The 22,395-nt window shown below is 45.0% G+C and carries 21 protein-coding genes; 5 read left to right on the top strand and 16 right to left on the bottom strand.

The genetic code is table 11. The annotated features are described in order from the left end of the window. Nucleotides 1-81: 81 nt before the first annotated feature. The 3 genes from ACYFDN_RS18915 to prlC all read right to left on the bottom strand — a co-directional run bounded on the left by ACYFDN_RS18915 (nucleotide 82) and on the right by prlC (nucleotide 5,216). Complete coding sequence (locus ACYFDN_RS18915; RefSeq protein ID WP_152783596.1) at nucleotides 82-1,200, bottom strand: branched-chain amino acid ABC transporter substrate-binding protein; 1,119 nt, start codon at nucleotides 1,198-1,200, stop codon at nucleotides 82-84. 499 nt (nucleotides 1,201-1,699) lie between these two features. Beyond that, nucleotides 1,700-2,785 carry a mechanosensitive ion channel family protein gene (locus tag ACYFDN_RS18910; RefSeq protein ID WP_338623424.1) on the bottom strand — a complete coding sequence of 362 codons (1,086 nt, stop codon included), beginning with the start codon at nucleotides 2,783-2,785 and terminating at the stop codon, nucleotides 1,700-1,702. A 397-nt stretch (nucleotides 2,786-3,182) separates the two neighbouring features. Then, nucleotides 3,183-5,216 carry an oligopeptidase A gene (gene prlC / locus ACYFDN_RS18905; protein WP_483512340.1) on the bottom strand — a complete coding sequence of 678 codons (2,034 nt, stop codon included), beginning with the start codon at nucleotides 5,214-5,216 and terminating at the stop codon, nucleotides 3,183-3,185. A 187-nt stretch (nucleotides 5,217-5,403) separates the two neighbouring features. On the opposite strand from prlC, the gene ACYFDN_RS18900 reads away from it, so the two are divergent. The 3 genes from ACYFDN_RS18900 (at nucleotide 5,404) to gltS (ending at nucleotide 10,227) form a co-directional block, all read left to right on the top strand. Further along, the gene (locus ACYFDN_RS18900; protein ID WP_016399761.1) at nucleotides 5,404-7,407 is read left to right on the top strand and encodes an ATP-binding protein; all 2,004 of its coding nucleotides are present in this window, start codon (nucleotides 5,404-5,406) and stop codon (nucleotides 7,405-7,407) included. 61 nt (nucleotides 7,408-7,468) lie between these two features. After that, nucleotides 7,469-8,818: a glutathione-disulfide reductase gene (gene gorA / locus ACYFDN_RS18895; RefSeq protein ID WP_483512339.1), complete on the top strand. Its 1,350-nt coding sequence runs from the start codon at nucleotides 7,469-7,471 to the stop codon at nucleotides 8,816-8,818. Nucleotides 8,819-9,003: 185 nt separating this feature from the next. Then, on the top strand, nucleotides 9,004-10,227 hold the full coding sequence (gltS, locus tag ACYFDN_RS18890) for a sodium/glutamate symporter (RefSeq protein WP_483512338.1): 1,224 nt from the start codon (nucleotides 9,004-9,006) through the stop codon (nucleotides 10,225-10,227). A 62-nt stretch (nucleotides 10,228-10,289) separates the two neighbouring features. Here gltS and ACYFDN_RS18885 read toward each other — a convergent pair whose 3' ends face one another. The 3 genes from ACYFDN_RS18885 to ACYFDN_RS18875 all read right to left on the bottom strand — a co-directional run bounded on the left by ACYFDN_RS18885 (nucleotide 10,290) and on the right by ACYFDN_RS18875 (nucleotide 13,288). Then, nucleotides 10,290-11,057, bottom strand: a complete 768-nt coding sequence (locus ACYFDN_RS18885; protein ID WP_483512337.1) for a PEP-CTERM sorting domain-containing protein — start codon at nucleotides 11,055-11,057, stop codon at nucleotides 10,290-10,292. A 311-nt stretch (nucleotides 11,058-11,368) separates the two neighbouring features. After that, nucleotides 11,369-12,493, bottom strand: a complete 1,125-nt coding sequence (locus tag ACYFDN_RS18880) for a M14 family metallopeptidase (RefSeq protein WP_483512336.1) — start codon at nucleotides 12,491-12,493, stop codon at nucleotides 11,369-11,371. A gap of 105 nt (nucleotides 12,494-12,598) precedes the next feature. After that, complete coding sequence (locus ACYFDN_RS18875) at nucleotides 12,599-13,288, bottom strand: hypothetical protein (RefSeq protein WP_483512334.1); 690 nt, start codon at nucleotides 13,286-13,288, stop codon at nucleotides 12,599-12,601. A gap of 235 nt (nucleotides 13,289-13,523) precedes the next feature. Here ACYFDN_RS18875 and ylqF point away from each other — a divergent pair, with 235 nt between their 5' ends. Further along, the gene (gene ylqF / locus ACYFDN_RS18870; protein ID WP_406610201.1) at nucleotides 13,524-14,468 is read left to right on the top strand and encodes a ribosome biogenesis GTPase YlqF; all 945 of its coding nucleotides are present in this window, start codon (nucleotides 13,524-13,526) and stop codon (nucleotides 14,466-14,468) included. Between the two features lie 78 nt (nucleotides 14,469-14,546). Here ylqF and ACYFDN_RS18865 read toward each other — a convergent pair whose 3' ends face one another. From ACYFDN_RS18865 to nudE, 3 genes are all read right to left on the bottom strand, one after another. Next, on the bottom strand, nucleotides 14,547-14,954 hold the full coding sequence (locus ACYFDN_RS18865) for a c-type cytochrome (protein ID WP_016399769.1): 408 nt from the start codon (nucleotides 14,952-14,954) through the stop codon (nucleotides 14,547-14,549). Nucleotides 14,955-15,139: 185 nt separating this feature from the next. Then, nucleotides 15,140-15,955 carry a 3'(2'),5'-bisphosphate nucleotidase CysQ gene (cysQ, locus tag ACYFDN_RS18860; protein ID WP_016399770.1) on the bottom strand — a complete coding sequence of 272 codons (816 nt, stop codon included), beginning with the start codon at nucleotides 15,953-15,955 and terminating at the stop codon, nucleotides 15,140-15,142. A gap of 1 nt (nucleotide 15,956) precedes the next feature. Then, nucleotides 15,957-16,523: an ADP compounds hydrolase NudE gene (gene nudE, locus ACYFDN_RS18855; protein ID WP_016399771.1), complete on the bottom strand. Its 567-nt coding sequence runs from the start codon at nucleotides 16,521-16,523 to the stop codon at nucleotides 15,957-15,959. A gap of 75 nt (nucleotides 16,524-16,598) precedes the next feature. Here nudE and yrfG point away from each other — a divergent pair, with 75 nt between their 5' ends. Continuing rightward, complete coding sequence (yrfG, locus tag ACYFDN_RS18850) at nucleotides 16,599-17,261, top strand: GMP/IMP nucleotidase (RefSeq protein WP_016399772.1); 663 nt, start codon at nucleotides 16,599-16,601, stop codon at nucleotides 17,259-17,261. A gap of 60 nt (nucleotides 17,262-17,321) precedes the next feature. Here yrfG and ACYFDN_RS18845 read toward each other — a convergent pair whose 3' ends face one another. The 7 genes from ACYFDN_RS18845 to gspH are packed head-to-tail and all read right to left on the bottom strand — an operon-like array spanning nucleotide 17,322 to nucleotide 22,394. Beyond that, entirely contained in the window at nucleotides 17,322-18,077 is a 756-nt protein-coding gene (locus ACYFDN_RS18845; protein WP_483512332.1) for a type II secretion system protein N, read from the bottom strand. Further along, a complete protein-coding gene (gene gspM, locus ACYFDN_RS18840; RefSeq protein WP_152783621.1) occupies nucleotides 18,074-18,544 on the bottom strand; it encodes a type II secretion system protein GspM in 471 nt (156 codons plus the stop codon). The genes ACYFDN_RS18845 and gspM overlap by 4 nt, the downstream gene beginning before the upstream one ends. Further along, nucleotides 18,541-19,743, bottom strand: a complete 1,203-nt coding sequence (gspL, locus tag ACYFDN_RS18835; protein WP_483512330.1) for a type II secretion system protein GspL — start codon at nucleotides 19,741-19,743, stop codon at nucleotides 18,541-18,543. The genes gspM and gspL overlap by 4 nt, the downstream gene beginning before the upstream one ends. Then, the gene (gene gspK / locus ACYFDN_RS18830) at nucleotides 19,740-20,729 is read right to left on the bottom strand and encodes a type II secretion system minor pseudopilin GspK (protein WP_016399776.1); all 990 of its coding nucleotides are present in this window, start codon (nucleotides 20,727-20,729) and stop codon (nucleotides 19,740-19,742) included. The genes gspL and gspK overlap by 4 nt, the downstream gene beginning before the upstream one ends. Beyond that, nucleotides 20,729-21,448: a type II secretion system minor pseudopilin GspJ gene (gspJ, locus tag ACYFDN_RS18825; RefSeq protein WP_016399777.1), complete on the bottom strand. Its 720-nt coding sequence runs from the start codon at nucleotides 21,446-21,448 to the stop codon at nucleotides 20,729-20,731. Before gspJ ends, gspK begins: the two co-directional genes overlap by 1 nt. Then, nucleotides 21,448-21,810, bottom strand: coding sequence for a type II secretion system minor pseudopilin GspI (gspI, locus tag ACYFDN_RS18820; protein ID WP_483512329.1), 363 nt, complete (start codon nucleotides 21,808-21,810; stop codon nucleotides 21,448-21,450). Before gspI ends, gspJ begins: the two co-directional genes overlap by 1 nt. After that, on the bottom strand, nucleotides 21,807-22,394 hold the full coding sequence (gene gspH, locus ACYFDN_RS18815; protein ID WP_152783627.1) for a type II secretion system minor pseudopilin GspH: 588 nt from the start codon (nucleotides 22,392-22,394) through the stop codon (nucleotides 21,807-21,809). The genes gspI and gspH overlap by 4 nt, the downstream gene beginning before the upstream one ends. Nucleotide 22,395 lies beyond the last annotated feature (1 nt).

Raw genomic sequence — 22,395 nt, 5'->3', positions numbered from 1 at the left:
ACTTATCTTGTTTGGTATATTTAGTGTCTTAAAAACAGAAACACCGACTAACTTATCGTTAGCCGGTGTGGTATTACGTGCTTACTTAGCTGCTGAAGAAGAACCGTCAGCGTGCCAAGTGAATACACCAAAGTCGAAGCCTTTAAGGTCGCCTTTAGCGTCCCACTGAAGTGGGCCCATAACCGTTTCAACGGTGTTACCACGTAGGAATTCGGCTACGGCTTCTGGATCATCACCCGCAGCATTTACGCCAGCAACAATACTTTGCATTGCAGCAAAGGCTGTCCATACGAACGGACCTGTAGGATCGTCGCCATTTTTAACTAGAGCATCTACCACTGGTTTGTTGGCAGGATCTAAGTCGTATTTCTTAGGAAGCGTAACCAATAAACCTTCTGAAGCTGCACCAGCAATCGCAGAAATGTCTTTGTTACCCACACCTTCAGGCCCCATAAAGGTGGCTTTTAGGCCTTTTTCTGAAGACTGACGAAGAATCAAACCTAGCTCTGGGTGGTAACCACCGTAGTAAACAAAATCTACGTTTTCTTTCTTTAACTTAGCAATTAGTGCTGAGAAATCTTTATCACCGGCTGTTACACCTTCAAAAGCCACCACTTTAGTGCCAGCAGCTTCTAGCTCATTTTTCACAGAAGTAGCAATACCTTCACCGTATTGTTGCTTATCGTGAATCACGGCTACACGCTCAGGTTTAACCGCATTGATGATATAACGTGCAGCAGTTGGGCCTTGGTCGCTGTCTAGACCAATGGTGCGGAAAATAAGTTGGTAATCACGGGTAGTGATGTCTGGGTTAGTTGAAGCAGGCGTAATCATCAATACACCTTCATCTTCATAGACGTCTGACGCTGGCTGAGTTGCACCAGAACAAAGGTGACCAATTACGTACTTAACGCCGTCGTTAATGATTTTGTTGGCTACGGCCACGGCTTGTTTTGGCTCACAAGCATCATCGTAAACAACTGCTTCAATTTGTTTGCCAGATAGTGCGCCAGCTTGGTTAAGCAATTCTACTGCTATGCCGCCACCAGCAAATTGCATGTCACCGTATTGCGCAACCGGACCAGTTACTGGGCCAGCAATTGCTACTTTAATTGTGTCTGCTGCTTGTGCAAAAGTAGCAGCGCCAAATAGAGCTAGCGATACCGCTACCCCTGAAGCTGATTTTGTCCATTTAGTCATTGATAACTCCATGTTAGCTTTTTGTTATATTGAGTGTGTTTGCAGAAGTGCCGCATTAAACCATAATGCAGATTTCACCCCATTGGCTGTTGTTTTACCCTAAGTTTGCAGTGTTTCACAAGTCGCCCTCCTGAAGCTGGCACTATCACATAGGGTTTTAACAACTTATTTATCTAGACTAAAAACAATACACCGATCACATACAGCAACATATTTCGCACAACCGAACTTTTAAACTACAAATAGATCTAAATCCAAAATTTAAACCTTATTTATCTCAAATATGCTACTGCTCTGCTGAATTACTAAATTTTGATAAGGTTAAATTAAATTTTACAGGATAAAAATAAAGCCATTTGGCCTAAAGCCATAAGAATAGGCTAAAATCACCAGTAAGTTTTTGAGGTTTTACGCTTAAACAAAGAATAAATATGCAGGGGTTAATAGACGACTAGAAGCTTTAGCAGAAACAGCACCGCTGCTGTTTCTGCTCTTTTGATTATGCTTCTAGATCTGCTGGGCTAGGGTTTAAATGAAGAGTACGAGTAGGGAAGGCAAACTCGGCACCGTTAGCTTCCACAATCTCTACGATCTTATTCAACACATCTTGCTTCACTTCGTGATATTTCACCCAGTTGGTGGTTTTAGTAAAGGTGTAGATAAAGAAGTCCAGTGACGAAGCATTAAAGCTGTCAAAATTTACCATCAAGGTTTGGCTGGTATCTATCTCGGGATGATTGCGTAACATTTGCTCTACTTCAGCCACTACCTTACTCATCTTGCTCGCGTCATCATAACGAATACCAATGGTTTCTTTGATTCGCCGATGGCTCATTCGACTGGGGTTTTCTACGGCAATGCTAGAAAAAATGGAGTTAGGCACGTACAAAGGGCGTTTGTCGAAGGTGCGAATTTTAGTCACTCGCCAGCCTATGTTTTCAACCGTGCCTTCAATGCTGCGATCGGGCGAGCGGATCCAATCACCCACCTTAAAGGGTTTATCAAAGTAGACCAACAGAGCACCAAAAAAGTTAGCCAACAGATCTTTGGCGGCCATACCAACAATTAATCCGCCCATACCGCCAAAGGCTAATACGCCAGAAATACTAAAGCCTAAAGTTTGAAACACCGCCAACAAAAACAAAATGATTACAGCAGCTCGGCATAACTTAGCCACAGCCTGCACGGTGGTTTTATCTTTACCCACCACTATCAGCTGCTCTTCGGCTCTGCGCACAAAGCGCATGGCTGCCCAAGCAAACATGAACACAACCATCACTTGGCGAATAATTGGAATGTAAGGCTTAAAGTCTGAATCCAAGGCATTAGCAAAGGCAACTGCCACTAATGACAAACCCACTACCGCAATCATCCAGTTAATCGGTTTCCAAAGTGAAAACCAAATAGCGTCATCCCATACGGTTTTGGTTTTCTCGGTTAGGCGGCTCATGCGTGAGGCTAAAATACGCCAAACCAAAAAGGCCACCAGAGTGATGCTTAACACGACAAATACATCGAATAACCAATTAGACGTGGCTAGTTGAGCTTGCTCCTGCTCTAACCACTGGGCAAATTCTTCAAACATTAATCCATCTCTTTGTTCAATAACTAGGGGCTGTTTATCTTTCGCGGTTAATTTTTGTTCGCGAAAAAATCTTTTTAGGCGCGGCAAAGCGAGTGTAGCCTAGCATTCTAGGTAAATTCGCCTTAAAAAAGCATAAAACGATTTTAGCCGAACCCTTCGGGCAGCATTTGTGGCTTATTTCTACTTCGTTATCAGCTTCTCATGTAGGCTCACTACACGTTAAAGCTTCTGCCTTGTATTAATAAGCCACAAATTGCAGCAAAAATCAGCTCGAAAGATAAACAGCCCCTAGACAAGCTTAACTCAACATCCACCGATTGTGGCTAACAGTTTGGCCAAGTTTACATGAACAAAACGCGGCTTTAGCCGCGTTTTAATCGATCTTTTACCCGCAAGGTTAGGCGGCAATACCAGAGTGACGCAACAGAGCATCAACTTTAGGCTCACGCCCCCTAAAGGCTTTAAACAGCTCCATAGGTTCTTGCGAGCCACCTTTCTCAAGAATATTGCTCAAGAAGTGCGAGCCAGTTTCTGGATTGAAAATACCTTCGTCCTCAAATTTAGAGAAGGCATCTGCCGACAATACTTCAGCCCATTTGTAACTGTAGTAGCCTGCACTGTAGCCACCAGCAAAAATATGGCTAAAGCTATTCTGAAAGCGGTTAAAGCTAGGTGGCTTAATTACCGATACTTGTGCACGCACTTCGTTTAATAGATCTAATACACTGCGGCCATCGGCTGGCTCGTGGTGTAAGCGGAAGTCAAATAACGAAAACTCTAATTGGCGCACCATAGTCATCGCCGATTGGAAGTTACGAGCCGCTAACATTTTGTCTAACAAAGCTTGTGGCAGTGGCTCACCCGTTTCGTAGTGGCCAGAAATAAAGGCCAGTGCGTCGCTTTGCCAACACCAGTTTTCTAAAAACTGGCTAGGTAGCTCTACAGCGTCCCAGGCGACACCGTTTATGCCAGACACCGCCGCTTCGTCCACTTTGGTAAGCATGTGGTGAATACCGTGGCCAAACTCATGGAACAAGGTAATCACTTCATCATGAGTAAATAAGGCTGGTTTATCACCTACCGGTTTATTGAAGTTACAGGTTAAGTAAGCAACGGGTTTAATCAGCTCACCCTTGGCGTCGACACGGCGGTCAATACAACCATCCATCCAAGCGCCGCCACGTTTATGTTCGCGGGCATACAAATCTAGATAAAACGAGCCGCGCAACTCTCCACTTTGGTCGCTAATTTCAAAAAAGCGTACGTCAGAATGCCAGGTATCTACGTTTTGCTTTTCGCTTACCTCAACCTTAAATAGGCGTTTAACCACTTCGAACAAACCGCCAAGTACCTTGTCTTCTGGGAAGTAAGGGCGTAACTGTTCATCAGAAATAGCGTAAGTATGTTGTTTTAGTTTCTCAGAGTAATAGGCCATATCCCAAGCCGCTAAGTCAGATACCTGATGCTGCTCTTTGGCAAAGGCTTCTAACTCGGCTAATTCGCGCTCGGCTTGCGGCTTAGAGCGCGCAGCAAGGTCATTCAAAAAGCCCAATACTTGAGAGGGTGACTCAGCCATTTTAGTGGCTAGCGATTTATCGGCGTAACTATCAAAACCCAGCAGTTTTGCTAGCTCGCTACGCAGCTCTAGTTCTTCATCAATAATTGCGGTGTTATCGAACTTTTCTTCGGTACTAGCTTGCTCCGAGGCACGGGTGCTAAAAGCGCGATACATTTCTTCACGCAGCTCACGCTTGTCGGCATAGGTCATCACCGGCAAGTAACTTGGAAACTCTAAGGTTAGTAAGTAGCCATCAAGTTCTTTGGCTTCTGCGGCTTGTTTAGCGGCAGCTAAAGCAGACTCTGGCAGACCGGCGAGATCATTTACATCGGTAATCTGTTTTTGCCAAGCTAAAGTGGCATCCAATACATTATTAGAAAACTGCGAAGATAGCTCAGACAAGCGCTTCACAATCTCACCATAACGGCTTTGCTGCTCGGCTTCTAAACCAATGCCCGACAATTCAAAGTCACGTAATGCGTCACTAATCGATTTTTGCTGGGCTAGATTATAACTGGCGAAGGCGTCGCTATCGGCGAGTTGTTTGTAGGCTTGATACAAACCTTTATGTTGGCCAACAAAGGTGCTGTATTCAGACAATAGCGGTAAACAAGCTTCATAAGCTTCGCGCAACTCTTGGCTATTTACCACCGAGTTACAGTGGCTCACTGGTGACCACAAACGGCTTAAGCGGTCATTCACTTCATCCAAGGGCAAGATAAAGTTTTGCCAGGTTGGCGTAGCGTGCTTAAGCACCTCGTCAATGGTGGTGCGGCATTCCTCAATCACTTGCTCTACGGCAGGCTGCACATGTTCAGGTTTAATTTTGCTAAACGGCGGTAATCCAAGTAAATCAAGTAAAGGGTTACTCATAGGGGATCCTTAAAGATTGAGAAATGTTAGCTATGAATAGCTTAATTTGGGGCTAAAAATTTGTAAATCAACCCACGTTTAGTGATTTGGACAGTTTACATAGCTTTGAATTAGACTATGATTTCCTTAGGGATTATTTTGGTTTCTTGGTTTATCAATAACCTAGACCAACAGGACTCATCGATTAATGGACAATAATAACAATACTCCAAGAGTTGAAAACTCAGGGCTGTGGCAAAAACTAGCCTTAAATAAAGGCACTAACAGCCTATCATTACGGATGCTGTCCTACATCCTTATCTGCTCTACCCTGCTTGCTCTTATCATCACTCTTATCCAACTTCGCTACGACTACAAACAAGACGTTCAAGTTATCGAAGAAAGCATTGATCAAATCGAAGTAAGTTTTTTGCAACCCATCGCCGCCAGTTTGTGGAACTTAGACGAAGAGCAAGTTGAGGTACAAATTGAGGGCATTATGAATTTGCCCAATATGCAGTATGTGTTGGTGAAAGAAATCCTAGGATCTTCTGAGGTACCTTTGCTAGCGCGCGGCCGCTCTGCTGATCGTTACGACTTATCCCAAGAATTTGAACTTATCTATCAAGGTGAAATGGTAGGTAAACTGTTTGTGGCCGCCTCACTAGAGCAGGTTTATGAGCGCTTGTGGCAAAAAGCCATGCTGATCTTAATCAGCCAAACCGTGAAAACCTTAGTGGTTTCTATTGGTATTTTGTTCATCATTTATTACGTCATTGTGCGCCACCTAAATACCATTGTGGAGTACACCCGCAACCTTGACCTAGATAACTTAGGCGCACCGTTAAAAATTGATACTGGCAATAAAACGCGTAACGATGAACTAGGAGAACTGGTTAATACTCTTAACCAAATGACCCAAAAGATCGACCACGAGTTTGATCAAAAACTCAAAGCGACTGAACAGCTGGCACATGAGCGCGATTTCTCTGCAACGGTAATTAACGCGAGTAACGCGGTTATTGTCACCCTTGATAATCAGCTTAATGTACTCACCGCTAACCCTGCAGGTGTGATGCTCACCGGATTCCACCAAGAAGAATTAGAGGGGCAAAATTGGCTAAGCGTATTTATTGATAATGACATGCGCGAGAAAATTGAAACCGATTTACGCCAACTGCGGGTTATTCAAGACCAAGAATTAACTCTTACGGATCAAGCCAACAATCAATACACCCTGCTGTGGACCTTTGTGCCTTTTTACGAGGGCAACCATGTATCACGAATGATTGCCTTTGGTTACGACGTAACCCCTCTCAAACGCGTTGAGAAAGAGATTAAAGAGCTCAACGATGAGCTTGAGCAAAAAGTGCAATCTCGTACCGAGCGACTAGAAGAAAGTAACCTGCAATTAGCCAGTGCCTTCGACAAGCTTAAAAACGCTCAGCAATCTCTGGTTGAAGCCGAAAAAATGGCATCACTGGGTGGCTTAGTGGCCGGCGTTGCCCACGAGATTAATACGCCAATTGGCATTAGTGTAACAGCCGCCTCTTACTTGCAAGAGCAAGGTAACCAGCTAGAGAAGAATATTGAGAGCGGAAAGCTAAGCCGCAAGTTTATGGAAGAGTTAATTCAAAACCTCAACCAATCTACCGAATTACTGCTTAACAACTTAAGACGTGCATCCGACCTTATCAGCAGCTTCAAACAAGTAGCGGTAGACCAAAGCTCCGAGGCTTGTTACACCTTTAACCTTAACGAAAATGTTAACCAAGTAATCACTTCCTTAGGCCACAAAATTAGACGCTCGGGCTGTGAGATAGTCGTTGATTGTGATGACGACTTAGAGCTTTATAGCTTCCCTGGGAGCTTTACTCAAATCTACTCCAACTTGATTTTAAACTCGGTTAAACACGGCTTTGAAGGCTGGGAAGGTGATAAACGTATCGACATTTCCATTCACCGAGAAGACGATCAACTGCATATCGACTACCGCGACTCGGGACGCGGCGTAGATAGCAACATTGCTCAAAGAATTTTTGACCCCTTTGTCACCTCAAAACGAGGCCAAGGCGGCAGTGGTTTAGGCACACACATTGTCTACAACCTAGTGGTTCAGCTACTTAAAGGGCACATTGCTTTTGATAGCAAACCTGATGAAGGGGTGCACTTTTCTATCCGCTTGCCTTATCAAGCGCAAAAAGCTGATTAACATCTGTCTTTAGTACAGGCTATACTGCTGCAAGTTTTCGGCCCCTATTCGGAGTACCTTAATGAGAGAATTCGACTACCTATGCATTGGTGCAGGCAGTGGCGGTATCGCCTCGGCAAATCGTGCCTCTATGTACGGACAAAAAGTTGCCTTAGTTGAAGCCCGCCACGTTGGTGGCACCTGTGTAAATGTGGGTTGTGTACCCAAAAAAGCCATGTGGTTCGGCGCTCAAGTTGCAGAAGCCATTCACCGCTACGCTCCAGACTATGGCTTTGATGTTCAGGTAAATAAGTTCGATTGGTCTACGCTAGTGGCGAGCCGCGAAGCCTACATTAAGCGTATCCATGGCTCTTATGACCGCGTGTTAGGCAATAATGGCGTGACCGTTATCAACGGCTTTGCCAAGTTTGTCGACGCCAATACTGTTGAAGTAAACGGCGAACAAATCCGTGCAAAACACATCCTGATTGCTACCGGTGGCCGCCCGACGATTCCTAATATTCCTGGCGCCGATCTAGGCATTGATTCCGATGGTTTCTTTGCTCTTACCGAGCAACCCAAGCGAGTATTGGTGCTAGGTGCTGGTTATATTGCGGTTGAGCTCGCTGGCGTATTGCACTCGCTAGGCAGCGAAACGCATTTAGCCGTTCGCAAGCATGCTCCGCTGCGTAACTTTGATCCTATGCTAAGCGAGACCTTAGTAGAGATAATGGCCGAAGACGGGCCAACATTACATACCAATAGCACCCCTAAAGCCATTGAAAAACAGGCTGATGGCAGCCTAGTTGTTAGCTTTGAAAATGGTAATAGCTTGCAAGTAGATAGCGTAATTTGGGCAATTGGCCGTGAACCCGCCAATGACAAAATTAACCTAGAAGGCATTGGTGTTGAAACCGATGACTACGGTTACATTAAGGTTGATGAGTACTCAAATACCAACGTTGCCGGCGTTTATGCTGTGGGTGACAACATCGGTAAAGTTGAGTTAACTCCTGTTGCAGTTAAAGCCGGCCGTTTATTGTCTGAGCGATTATTCAATGGCCAAACTAACGCAAAAATGGATTATGACTTAATTCCTACCGTAGTATTCAGTCACCCTGCCATTGGTACCATTGGTTTAACCGAGCCGGAAGCTATTGCTCAATACGGTGAAGATAACGTGAAAGTGTATAACTCTAGCTTTGGCGCAATGTACACCGCGGTTACGCAACACCGCCAAGTAACCAAGATGAAACTAATCTGTGCCGGCGAAGAGCAAAAAGTAGTAGGCCTTCACGGCATTGGCTTAGGCATGGATGAAATTCTTCAAGGCTTCGGTGTAGCCATGAAAATGGGCGCAACTAAGGCTGATTTTGACGCTTGTGTCGCGATTCACCCTACTAGCGCAGAAGAGTTTGTAACTCTTCGCTAGTACATAAAAGGCTAAGCATAATAGTGCTTAGCCTTATTTTTGCCGCTGATTTGTTCTAAACCCTCGCTTTAGCCTTCCTATTTACCTTAAACCTTCAGCAATTGTTAACAATAAAACCCTCACACATAGCAAACCGCCAACTACACTAAATAAATAGGTCGATTTCTTTGTAAGGCTTTGAATATATGGACACTGTTTATTCAGTTGGAGAACTGGAATCTTTTCTTGTGGCCCTTACCGTATTGTTTATCGGGCGCATTATTTGCCACTATGTGGCCATCCTCAAAAAGTACAACATTCCCGAGCCAATTGTTGGCGGTTTAGTGATAGCCATTGTAATAACTATACTTAAAATGCGCGGTATTGAGCTTAGTTTTGCGCTGCCCTTGCAAGACACCCTAATGCTAATGTTCTTCGCAACCATTGGCCTTGCCGCCAACTACAAATTACTGATTAAAGGCGGCAGGAAAGTCTTTGTTTTCCTCGCTATTGCTTCACTGTATATCGTGCTACAAAACGGCTTGGGTGTAGTACTAGCTACTTTGCTTGGTTTAGAGCCTATGATGGGTTTGTTCGCCGGTTCCATTACGCTCTCTGGCGGGCACGGAACAGGCGCAGCTTGGTCCCAGATCTTTGCCGATGAATACAATATTCAAACCTTAGAGTTTGCCATGGCCGCCGCCACATTTGGATTAGTGATGGGCGGAATTATCGGTGGCCCTGTTGGCCAACGGCTAATTAACAAAAAGAACCTAGAGTCACCCTTCTCCAAGGGAAAAAGCCACCACAAAACCCACCCGGATTTAGTCACGTATAGCCGCAAAGAAGAAGATTTAGTTACCCCAACATCAGTGATCGAAGTGCTATTTTTGTTACTGGTTTGCGTGGTAATGGCCAAGATAGCCAAAGGTTTGGAAACCGAACTTGCCCTCTCTTGGCTGAAAATGCCTGATTTTGTATACGCTTTGTTTTTTGGGGTACTGATAGCCAACGCCAGCGAGTTTAGTGGCCGCTATGAAATTAACCACGAATGCGTCGACTTACTTGGCACACTCTCTTTATCGCTGTTTTTGTCGATGGCTTTAATGAGCTTAAGACTCTGGGAGATTTTTGATTTAGCCTTACCACTACTCATTATCTTGCTCTGCCAAACCATTATGATCGCCCTGTTTGCTAGCTATGTTAGCTACCGCTTTATGGGAGGAGGTTATGACTCTGCAGTAATCGCTGGCGGGCATTGTGGCTTTGGCTTAGGAGCTACCCCCACGGCGGTGATGAACATGAGTGCGCTAGTGTCTCGCAATGGGCCTTCACCACCAGCATTTATGGTGGTACCCATTGTTGGAGCCTTCTTCATCGACATTGTGAACTTGATAGTGCTTCAAACTTATATTAGCTTTCTTAGCTAAGAAATTAGCCAAACAGGCAATAAAAAGGAGCTCTATTGAGCTCCTTTTTATTTTGATGTTTACTAGCTAGTTTTACGTCTAATCCACGCTAAACCCGCTAATGACAACAACATAATAAGCAAGGTTTGCGGCTCTGCAACTGTGGCGTTAATCACCTGCATGGAAGTACGCGCTAGCACCTCATCCTGCGGTCCAAAAGCGGTTAATACAAAATCAAATATACCTACTTCTGTAGAAACAAAATCGATAGGGGCAAACTCCATGTTCCATGAGTTTTGCGCCAAGTTATACACACTGAGCAAACTAGCGTAATTAGTTGTGTCTACCAAACCTCCACCATTGCCAGTGCTGTTATCGCCTAAAGCGTTGTCAGAGTTCGATACATTGACCGGATCGAAACCAATAAAGTTAGTGGCCGCGCTAGGGTCAAAATCAATTTCTAACAAATATGAAAGACTATCTAAGGTACCACCGCTACCATCGAAGTTGCTGTTTATCGACCATTCAAAATTCCAAATGGCGGTAGCCAGAGAACCCGGTGCAAAGCCAAAGCCTGTAGGAGGTGCAATGTTGTCGAATTGGTAAGTACCATCACCGTTGCTATTAAAGATATTCTGCGGGTTATTAAACTCGTCAAAACGTAGCTTTGCTCTTAAGCCCAACTCGATGCCATTTTGTCGATCAACGGTAAAAGCACCGTTAGCATTACCACTTCCAAATATCACATAGTTAGTTACATTTTGGTCATACATCACTGTAGCTGTAGCCGTTTGCGTTAAAAGCAAAAGACCGAAGCCAATACTAACCATGCTTGCTTTTATTATTCTCATTTAGCACTCCATGCGGTTTGTTAGATGTTCTATTACATGAGCTTTGCATGCATAAATTGCTCCCACGAAAGGAACTGCATACTTTTCATGAGGTTAGATTTAACGTCATTATTTATTTACAAATCAAACAGTTATATTTGTATAGATATTTGACAAACATTAGATAGATGCTTAGTGAGCTTGCTCACAATTTGATGGCCTATCAATGAACAAAGCCGAGAAAAGATGATTGGTGTGATGATTTATCGCAAGTGAACAGTGTAAAAAAAGCCGACAAGCACCCAGCTACTAGCCAGGTGCTAATAGTCTATTTAAAGCTTGGCTAGGGTTTGCTTTATTGGGAACAATACATCGCAACCTAGTTGCATTGCGCGCTCCGGCGACCAGCCAAAGGCTTCGTCGGGCATGTCGGCATTGTCTTTAAAAGGCATTTCGATGGTGTAAGACAGGGTTTTAAACTGTTCGCCTAACCAAGCCGCTGCAATGGTTAAGTTAGCCTGCCCAGGCTCGTCTTTGGCATAACCATGGGTATCTTGAAAATCAGGAGATATTGCCATAAACGCCTCTTTAAAGGTGTCTTCGAGCAGTTTGTGGCGCTCATCGTAAGAAGGAATACCTTCACATCCCGCTACAAAGTTATAGGGTAAATCTTCATCGCCATGAATATCTAAAAACAAGTCTCCACCTAGCTCTAGCATCTTCTCTCTTACTAGAAACACTTCGGGGCTGCGCTCCATAGTAGGATTCTGCCATTCTCGGTTTAGGTTAGCCCCCACAGCGTTGGTTCTTAAATGCCCACGAACCGAACCATCGGGGTTCATATTAGGCACAACATAAAACACGGTGTCTTCTAACAGCTTCATTGCTAGGGGATTGTCTTGGTCCAGCAAATTGCCTAACAAGCCTTCAACAAACCATTCGGCCATGGTTTCACCCGGGTGCTGACGGGCGATCACCCAAACTTTATGCTTAGCGTTCTCAACATCACCTACACTAAGCAAACTCATATCTCGGCCATCTAAGGTTTGCCCTAAGGTTGTGAGATTTACCCGATAATCCTGCTGCATGGTATGCAGTAGATCCTGATGGCGCTCATAGCTGTAGGGCGCGAAGTAGGCAAAATAGACGCTAGGCTGCTCCAATAGCAAAGAGAAGTGCAATTGCTCGCCATCAAAGTCGGTATCAATTCTAAACCACTCTTCACGATCGTAAGAGGCGACAACTTGATAACCTTGCCAGCCTTTAGCGTAGGCAGATTGGCCCGCGTTGAGCAGAGAAAAACGATATTGTTGCTCCAACGGCCCTTCAAAACGAAAATGAAACCACTGGAAGAACTCAGATTGATTATCGTGCTTTATCTCTAGTTGAATATTTTGAGGATCATTGAGCTCTACAACACGAATATTGCCACTATCAAATTTATCGCTGATATACATACTTGCCCTCACAGCAAAGTTAATCGATTTGCTGGCAGTATAGCGCTTAATAGGCAACAAAAAAGGAGCATTAAGCTCCTCTTATTAACTCGGCCAGCTAACGGCCTATTCTTCAGTCAGTTCAACAATTCTAAAGTAACGAACATCTAAATTTTTATCTAGATTGATAGTGCTTTCCACAGTTAAAGACTCACCTTGCTTCGGAGGCACTTCCCCAAAATCAATAGTATGTTGGAAAACTTGCTGACCAGTTTGATCAATAAGCACTAGTGCTAAAGCCTGCTCAAGGGGGCCTTCGGCCAATAACTGATAACTAATTGCCACTTTTTTACCCATATCGTCAGAGGCTTCAAAAAAAGCCGAGCGTATATTGCTTTGGTCAGTGGCAATCAGCGTATTAAAGGCGAAAATGCGTAGCTCTGGGTGATTCTCTTTATTCAGATCAAAGTTGTTGCGGCGCTCTATCAACAAGGCTTCCTTGAGCTGACGGTTTTGATCTTCAATGATTTTGAGCTCGGCCAAGCTATCGTCATAATCATTTTTTACTTCATTGTAAGTGGGTAAGACCGCCATCAAAGAGAATACTGCACTAAAACTCACAATGCCTAAACCAAGGCTAATCCAACGATAGCGGCGAAGGTGTTTGTAGCCTTTTTTATAATGCTTATGACGAGCTTTATGATGCTCATAGCGGGCTTGTAAGCTGATGCCGGAACGATGATTGGCAGATGTGTGCTGCTCCACCGGCTGCTGAAGTTCCAAATCAATATCACTAGGTAGTTCACTACTAGACATTATCTCTTCCCTAAGATTGTCCTTTTACACTGCTAGCGATAACAAACCAGCAGTTGAATTAATCGATGCTAAAACCATAGCAGCTAGTTGCAAAGAATACTGAAAGATTTTTCTATCTGCTTAATAAATGTACTGAAATAGAGCCATATGAACTAATAGTTCGATCACAAAGCGCTACACTTTAACAATTTAGCAAGTACAATGAGCGCCAATTACGCAGTTGAGGTGGGATAAAATGGCTATTCAATGGTATCCAGGGCATATGCACAAGGCCCAAAAACAAATTAAAGAAGTGATGCCTAAAATCGATTTAATCATCGAAGTATTGGATGCGCGTATTCCCTACAGCAGCGAAAACCCAATGGTAGCTAGTCTGCGTGGCGACAAGCCTTGTATAAAGGTTCTGAATAAAAGCGACTTAGCCGACCCCAAAACTACTGCCCTTTGGCAAGAATACTTTGAACAAGAACAAGGTGTAAAAGCGATCCCTCTTTGCACTATTCAAGGTAATCAAACCCAAGACTTACTTAAGCTGTGCCGAAGCATGTTGCCTAACAAAGGCGGCGTAGATAAACCTATTCACACCATGATATGTGGTATTCCTAACGTTGGTAAGTCTACCTTAATTAATGCCTTAGCCGGTCGCCAAATAGCCAAAACTGGCAACGAGCCAGCTGTAACTAAGGCGCAACAGCGGATCCGCTTAGATGGCAATATTATCCTCTCGGATACACCGGGTATTTTGTGGCCAAAGTTCGATAACGTAGCCAGCGGTTACCGCTTAGCAGCCACCGGTGCAGTTAAAGACACCGCTATGGAATACGATGACGTTGCCGCCTTCGCCTGTGAGTACTTGCTACAAGCCTACCCAGAGCAGCTTAAGGCACGTTATAAACTCGAAGAACTACCTGAATCTGAAGTTGTATTAATGGAAGAGATTGGTCGTAAACGAGGCTGTTTAGTGCGCGGCGGACAAGTTGATTATGTTAAAGCAGCCACCATTATTCTTAATGAATTACGCGATGCCACCATTGGTCGTATCACCCTAGAAACGCCTGAAATGGTTGCGGTAGAGAAAGTAGAAACCGCTAAAATTGTGGCAGAAAAAGAAGAGCGTAAAAAGATGGTGGAAGAGTTGCAAAAAGCTAAGAAGCGCCAACGCCGTAGAAAAAACAGTTAAGCACTTAAGCGGCTATCATTTTGCAGTACAAACAAAAACACCACGCAATGCGTGGTGTTTTTTGATTTAAGCGTTCGCTTACTCAATCATGTAAGCAATAGCTGCTTTAATTTCATCTTCACTACAGTCGCCACAAGTACCTTTTGCAGGCATTGCATTAAAGCCCTTCCAAGCATGGTCGAACATAGTTTGATCGCCTTGGGCAATACGTGGCGCCCAAGCAGCGCTATCGCCTTTCTTCGGTGCGCCCGCTGCGCCAGTACTGTGACAGGCAGTACAGAAAGTGTTGTATACCGCGTCGCCAGCACGAGGGCCGCTTGAAGCAGCAGGTGCTTTGGCAACTTCTAACTCGCCATCAAGATAAACTTCACCCACTGGCTTAATACGCTCGGCAATCGCCTCATCAGACATATCAGCCGCAAAAGCATTCGGCACAATTGTTAAGCAAATAGATAGTACCAGTGTTTTCCAGTTCAAAAGCTTCACCCTTATCTCTCCTCATCGTGCCTACTGACCGCAGTATTAGGCATCCTTGTCATTATTGGCAAAATTATACCCGCTATTACCTTGAGGTTAAACCATTGTAAAAACGAATATTAGCCAGATGTGTCCGAGTTGTTAGCTAAACGAGTTTAAAGCGGCCAAGGCTTGCTAGTTTAGCTTTGTGCCCACTAACTGGGATTTTTTAATATGTCGCGCCACGGTAATTGTGGATCACCCAAAGAGATAAAGTTAGGGTTTTCTAAAGATTCTCTTTGGTTGTAGCTTAGCTCGCGTAGATGCAAATCTAACAAGGTACCGCCTGCTTCTTGCAAAATAACCTGCGGAGCACCAGTATCCCACTCGCCGGTTGGCCCTACCCGTATATAACAATCCGCTGCACCTTCTGCCACCATGCAACTTTTTAAACTGGCACTGCCTAGTGGGTACAACTTGTAATGATAGTTACAGTTTAATATTGCCTGCAGCAAAGCTGGACGCTGAACGCGGCTCGTCGCTACACGAATATGCTCCGGCTTATCGGGATAATGGCGACTTTTTATTGAAGTACGTGTACCGTTTTGCTCTTTAAAGGCGCCGTGGCCTTTTACCGCAGCATACAAGATTTGCACAATGGGTCCGTACACCACGCCAAGCACTGGTTGGTTATTTTGGACTAAGGCAATCTCGGTGGCAAAATCGCCACTACCAGAAACAAACTCTTGAGTACCATCAAGCGGGTCAACTAACCAATAACATTGCCAAGCTTCTCTGTCCGCTAAGCTAATATCGGCTTGTTCTTCAGATAAAATCGGGATCTCTGGGGTAAGCTTGCTAAGTGCGTCCATAATGTAATGATGCGCAGCATAATCCGCCGAGGTTACCGGCGTAGCATCATCTTTTACTTCGCTAACAAAATCACCTTCTTCATAGATTTTACGAATAATTTCGCCAGCACCACGAGCAATTTCAATCACCTCTGACAACACACTAGCAGGGTCTATCATCCTATATACTTCTCACCTTGTTCTGCTTTAACCATTTCTCAAGGAGTAACAATGACGCAACACTACGCGCTTCAGAAAAGGCCGGATTTGCGTACAAATTATCTATCTCATCAAGTGGTAGCTTTATCACTTCTAAGGGTTCTGGCTCATCGCCTTCCAACACACTGGGCTGCAAACCCTGCGCTACATACACCGACATATGACTAGAGAAATATCCCGGTGCTACTGATAACTCGGTGAGTAGTTGCAAATCTTGTGCTTTAAATCCCACTTCTTCTTGTAATTCACGATTAGCGGCATCAATAGCTGCTTCACCACGATCGACCAAGCCTTTAACAAAGCCTAGTTCATAACGCTCTGTTCCGGCGGCATATTCACTAATTAGCAGCAGTTCATTTTGTTCGGTAATTGGCAATACCATTACCGCACCCTGCCCTGATCCCACTAAGCGTTCATAAATCCGTCGTTCGCCGTTGCTAAACTCGAGGTGTAATTCTTCAATCTTGAAGAAACGACTTTCGGCAGCAATGGCGCTGTCTAATAATCGAGGCGGATGATGCTTGCTCATCTATCTTCCTGCTATCATTAACTTAATGTCATTGTTACATTGCTGTTAGAAGCACTCAAGGATTAGCGACTAAGAATGTTTGACTGGACTAAAATCGATACCGTTTTATTAGATATGGATGGCACTTTATTAGATCTGCATTACGATAATTACTTCTGGATGCACTATCTGCCTATCTCCTTCGCTCACCAAAATAACCTGAGTTTAGACGAGGCGCGCGAGCGTTTGTTCGCCGACTACGAAACCGTATCCGGCACTCTGGATTGGTATTGTTTCGATTATTGGAGCAATAAAACCAATATCGATATTCGCAACTTGAAAACAGAAGTTGAACATAAGATTCAGTGGCGAGACGACGTAAAACCCTTTTTAGAAGCACTAGCTACAACTGGGAAAAAACGGGTATTGCTAACTAACTGTCACCCCGACGGGCTAACTACCAAAATTAAAGTCACCGGCCTAGATCAATACCTTGATACCTTGTTTAGTGCCCACCAGTTTGGTTATCCCAAAGAAGACCCCAAGCTTTGGCAGGCCTTAATAGAGCACCATCCCTTTGACCCAGAACGAACTTTGTTTATTGACGACAACGAGACCGTGCTCGATCAAGCCAACAAGTTTGGCATTAAATACCTGTTGGGGATCAATAATCCAGACTCAAAACAAGCCAGTAAAGAATTTACCCACTTCCCGTCTATTGATGACTACCATCACTTTACTAAAGAGCTATTAGGCTAGCAGGATTAAGCAAACAAAAAAGCTAGCTCTAAGAGCTAGCTCTAAGAGCTAGCTTTTACTTTAGCGAGGCAGGCGGCCTTGTTGCTTAAAGCGATAAAAGCCTTGGGGGTCTGGGCGGCCTATGTACTTAAGGTTACCACTCATGGTTTGGGGCATTTCTGCACCCGCTTTTATTTTGCCTTCGGCCAACCAATTAGGCTGTCCAACAGAGGCTAGCAACTCCAGCTCAAGCTGAGGGTCGCTATGGTTGAGCTGAATAGTAGGTTGCCCTTCATTACAGCTTAGTTCTGCATTTGCGTTATCTAAGCGTAGTTCGCCCAATGGGGTACCAATTAACGGTCCTAGCCAACGCAGCTGACCGGCTAATTGCTCACACCAAGGGCTGCCTTGGCTGGCTTCGGCAAGGTTCAATTGAATATCACCCTCAATAGATAAGGGCAGCGGCATTGGCACCTGTTCAACCACCCAACTGGCAGGGGCTTCTAATTGCCAATCTTTGGCATACCAACCGGAAAAGCTCAAACCTACTTGCCCTTCTCCATGTAGCTCTTGGCCAGTACCAAGCTGCACGTCAGCAGCAATTCGCCCCAACAACAAGGCGCTTGGTTTCAACTGCCAATTTACTTGGTTTAGGCTTAAGTTTGGCGTATCAACACTGATTAACTTGCCATTCCATATGCTGCCGCTGGGGTGATTAAGCGCAATGCCCTTTGGTAAAGGTGCATAATTTAGTACCACAGCCAGAGGAGTGGTAGCTATCAAACTAACCAAATACACCAATATAAGTAATAGCGCTAAAGCGAGGTACTTCTTCATTCAGCTTTTCCTAAACGTAAACGTCGAACACCAACAATGCCTTCTTGTTTACCTTCATCTAAATCTACGTTTTCAACAATAATGCCATAGCGTTGGCTCAGCATTTTTAACCAAGTCATTAACTGATTAAACGGCACACTTTCAATCCACACCTCTACCTCATCACCTTTAGGTTGAATGCGGCTGATAGTAATGCGCTGCTGGCGAGCCGAACTACTCACGGCCTGGCTTACTTTTACTTCACTGCTAGTTTGTTGAGGACGACCATTAGCAATAATCACGGAGCCTTGCTGCTGGGCCCACTCTAAAGTTTGCTGCTGACTAGCCAAGCGCTGTTTAGCTTGAGCATTAGCACCGGCTATTGGTGACCAAATGCCCCAATACAAAACAGCTATCGCCACTAATACCGCGGCAGCCGTAACTAGGTTTTGCTCACGCTTATTTAAACTTTGCCACCACTGCTTCATGACGCATTCCTTATGACTAGAGTGCCAACCACTGCACCTGCTTTGTTGCTCAAGGTACCTTGCTCACTCTCAAAAGGTTTAACCGACTGACGAAACTGCTCAAAAGTTTGGAAGTTTTTAGCTTGCGCCTGCAAGCGTATTTCACCCTTTTTATGGTCATAGCGCAGGCTAATCGGATTCAGATCTTTGTTTTGATCAAAAGCAGTAGACAGATGAATCATCATCTTCAAAAAGTCTTGCTCTGGGGCCTCGCCAATGCCTGCAAGTGCTTTACGAAAATCACTACGGATACGGCTATCACGAACGCGTGAAACTTCAGGAAATACTCTTTTGTAAACAGTTCGAATGTTTTCATCAACACTGGCTATTTGTTGTTCTGTTTTGTGGGTATCAATAAGCTGATAAGCCAAGGCCAATACAAAACACACTCCGGCGGCAATGGCCACTTTTCGCCATTGCAACCAAAGTTGAGCAAGAGGGTTTGCCGCAGCATACGGCCCTTGTAACAAATTAAGCTTGGCTTTTTTAGCACCATCACTTAATAGCTTCATCGGCAGTTCCGGTGCTCGAGCCTGCCATTCAACGGAATCACTTTCGAGCTTGGCAGCCGGGCTGTAATGCTGAATGACTAGTTCAGGATACTGCTTCGCGATAAGTGGAAAAGCAGTGGAAAACCACGCTTCATCTATGCTCATTACCCGGCCATCAAAGAAGCGCAACAACCATTGTTGGTTAAGCTGAATGGCTGTCGCTTGGCCTTCTTCGGCTTCAGGTAAACATAGAGCATCAACACACCAGGTTTGGCTTTCTATGCCAGCAGTTTCAAGCATGTCTAGCCAGCTTTCCATTTGCTGATGGCTTACGCAGGCAACATCAATGCTATCTTTGCCTTTTTCGAGCAAGCAAATATGTAGACTGTCGGGGTCTTGTGCCAACTGCTCTTCGAGCATAAAAGGCGCAACCTGCTGCCATGAGCGCTGTGCCGACTTAGGTAAATCTAAGCGGTGCTGGCTAATATCACTGGCCGGAATTAATACGATAACTCGGCGCTGCTCGGCCTTTTCCTGAAGTAAACCTAACTCGGCGCTACTGGCCAATTCACCGGCAGCAATAAGCTCCTGCTCGCTGTCAGACCAAACCATCCAGTTGATAACTTCTTTGCCGGTGCTCGGCAGGCGAATGATGAGTTGTTCGTTCACAGTTGGTCTCCGTAAGAGCGTCTAATCACTTTAAGATCAGAAGTACCACTGCGCTGAATAACACTGGTCATTTGTGCTTGTCCTTGTTCATTTTCCACTAACAATTGCGCCTTAAAGTAGTTCGATTGCAAGGCCAATGTTTGCTGTAAACCCGGCTGGGTAAGCGGGATCCCCGCTAACGCTGGATGAGTCATCATCTCATCCAAGGTACGATACCCCTCATCGGGACGGTCATTCAAGACCTGCAGTGCGCCGGTGTTATCCAGATCAGGATAAAATAGCGCTTCTAAAAGTTGCGGCTGGTCGGCAGCTACAGTATTCACATTTACCGCTAACCCAGTTTCAGGTATCGCACAGATAAAAGGTGCAACCCGGCGATATATTCCTGCAGTAACACCATAAACCGCTCTAAACTCACTTTTATCTACCATCGGCATATTCGCTGGCAGATAAGACGGATTTAAACCTTCATATACACCGTCTTCTGCACCTTGTGGCAACGGTATAGTATCTGCGTCAATCCAATCCCTAGTTGCATCAGTTATTTGCTCTGCGCTATAGGCATCAACACCAACCGCCACCAACAAGCCAATAAACTGATCAGCCACTTTAGGCGGTTGCCCGTCAGTTTTATTCGGCTGCCCTAGAGCATTTAGATTAAAACAGGCCTGCATATCAACAATGTGACCTTTAATCACCGAATCTTCAACCGGGAACACCATGCCTTCGGTGGCCCAATATTGGCCAAGGTGCACCCGATCATCATCTTCTAAATCTTGCTTTATCACCTTTAAGGCAAAAGCTTCGGCGCCTGATAGCATCCAGTTTGAGCGCAACGAATGCTGTAAGTTAGTCGCTCTAGCTAAATCGAGTTGTAGGCGCTGACTAAACTGTGCAGCCACCACAACCATTACTGCCAAAATTAGCATTACGGTAAGCAGTGCTACGCCACGTTGGCGCTGAGGGCAAGCATGAATACTCTGCATTATGAGCCGTCCGGATCAGGTTGGCTGCCAGAGTTATTGTTGCCATTATTGGTGCCCGAATCACTACCACCTTGGTTGGTGTTACGATTGGCGTCTTCTTGGGCCTGGCTGGCAACCGCCGCACGGCTGCCTTCGGGGCTTAAAAACACCCTGCGTAATTCACCATAATCTTTATGTCGCAAGGTCACTTCTACCGCACGCGGTAGTTGGTTGCTATCTGACACCTGCTGGCTCCAACCACTGGAACCATGAAAACGGAAATTGAGTTCTTCAACATCGCTAAGCAACACCATCTCGCGTGGTTCGTAACCCACAACGGCATCTGGGTGGTTATAAAAGCGTTTAATCAATTTTTCGTCTTTTAACAAATATGCCACGCGTTGCAGTTGCGAACGACGGATCACCGACTGCGGATTACGCCAGCCTAACACCAGCATTTCTATGCCCATGTCATCGCTTTCTAACAAATACTTCTCAGCTATGATTAAGGGGCGCTGTTCTTCGGTTTCATCTCTCACCGAACGCGGTGCCAGCTGAGTAAAATCGCGCTGCATAAAAAACATCGCGCGTTGCAAGGCTTGTAGGCTTTCGCCATGGCGCTGCGAAATCTCATCGCTACGCATAACCCCTTGCAATACTTGGTAAGCAGCCATAGTAAGCAAAGCAAAAATAACAATTGCCACCAGCATTTCTAATAAAGTAAAACCGCGCTGCTTCATCAACGGCTCACATAGCTGGTTATTTCGGCCAAGGCAGCTTTTTCCTCGGCATTGCGATACACCGAAATAGTCACTGCCACAAAATTAGGATCGCCAGTGGCTACCCCTTGTGAGCGCCAATGCCAATCGCTATCGCCAAATTTGGTGGTTCCTTTGCGACTCGCCGTACCGGGCCAAGTTTTACTGAGCTTAAGCTCGGCCATTTGATTGTCGGCAATCCATAGGGCAAAGGTTTTATCTTGAATGTAAGTTAGGCTGCGCAAGTTTTCTGAGGCACTTTTCATTACCGCTGTGCCAGCAATGGCCAGCACCGCCAAGGCCACCATTACTTCGAGTAGGGTCATTCCTCGTTGCTTGTTCATTGCTCTTGGTCTCGAGCAATTGTCAGCTGGCCTAAATCATCACTGCTTACTTGCCAGCGATTAAGGCTATCTTCGTAAGCAAACACCAGTTTAAAGGGCGTTACTTCACCACTACTTAGCAACAATACTTGCGGCACAATGGTTTGTTCAACTTCCTCGGTGATGAAGTCTTTTTCAAACAAACCATCACCTTCAAAACCTAAGGTTCCACTGCCATAACCTTGTTCTTCGAGCTCCACATTCTCTAGGCTTAACTCTAGAAAATACGGTTCTTCAAATACTTTTTCTTTAAATATTCGATCGTTAAGTTTTACCCAGCGCTGTTTCTCCATCCGCACAAACTGGTACTTTTCGGCATCACTGTAAACGCCATAATCATAGCCAGTAAGCAGCGCCTGCTCTTGGGCATATTGAACAAGAGCGGCTAAACGCTTGGCTTGCTGCTCAACGATCTTTTGCTCGCTCGAACCCGATACTGACATAACAACCGAATAGATACCCATCGACATTAATAGCAATACCAAAATAACCTCCAGCAAGGTAAAACCTTGCTGGCGATTGCAATGAGCTAAGCGAGACCTCATC

It is taken from the genome of Agarivorans sp. D1326, assembly GCF_056958115.1.
Note: the sequence above shows the minus strand (reverse complement) of the source record. Positions and strands in the feature narration are given on the sequence as shown.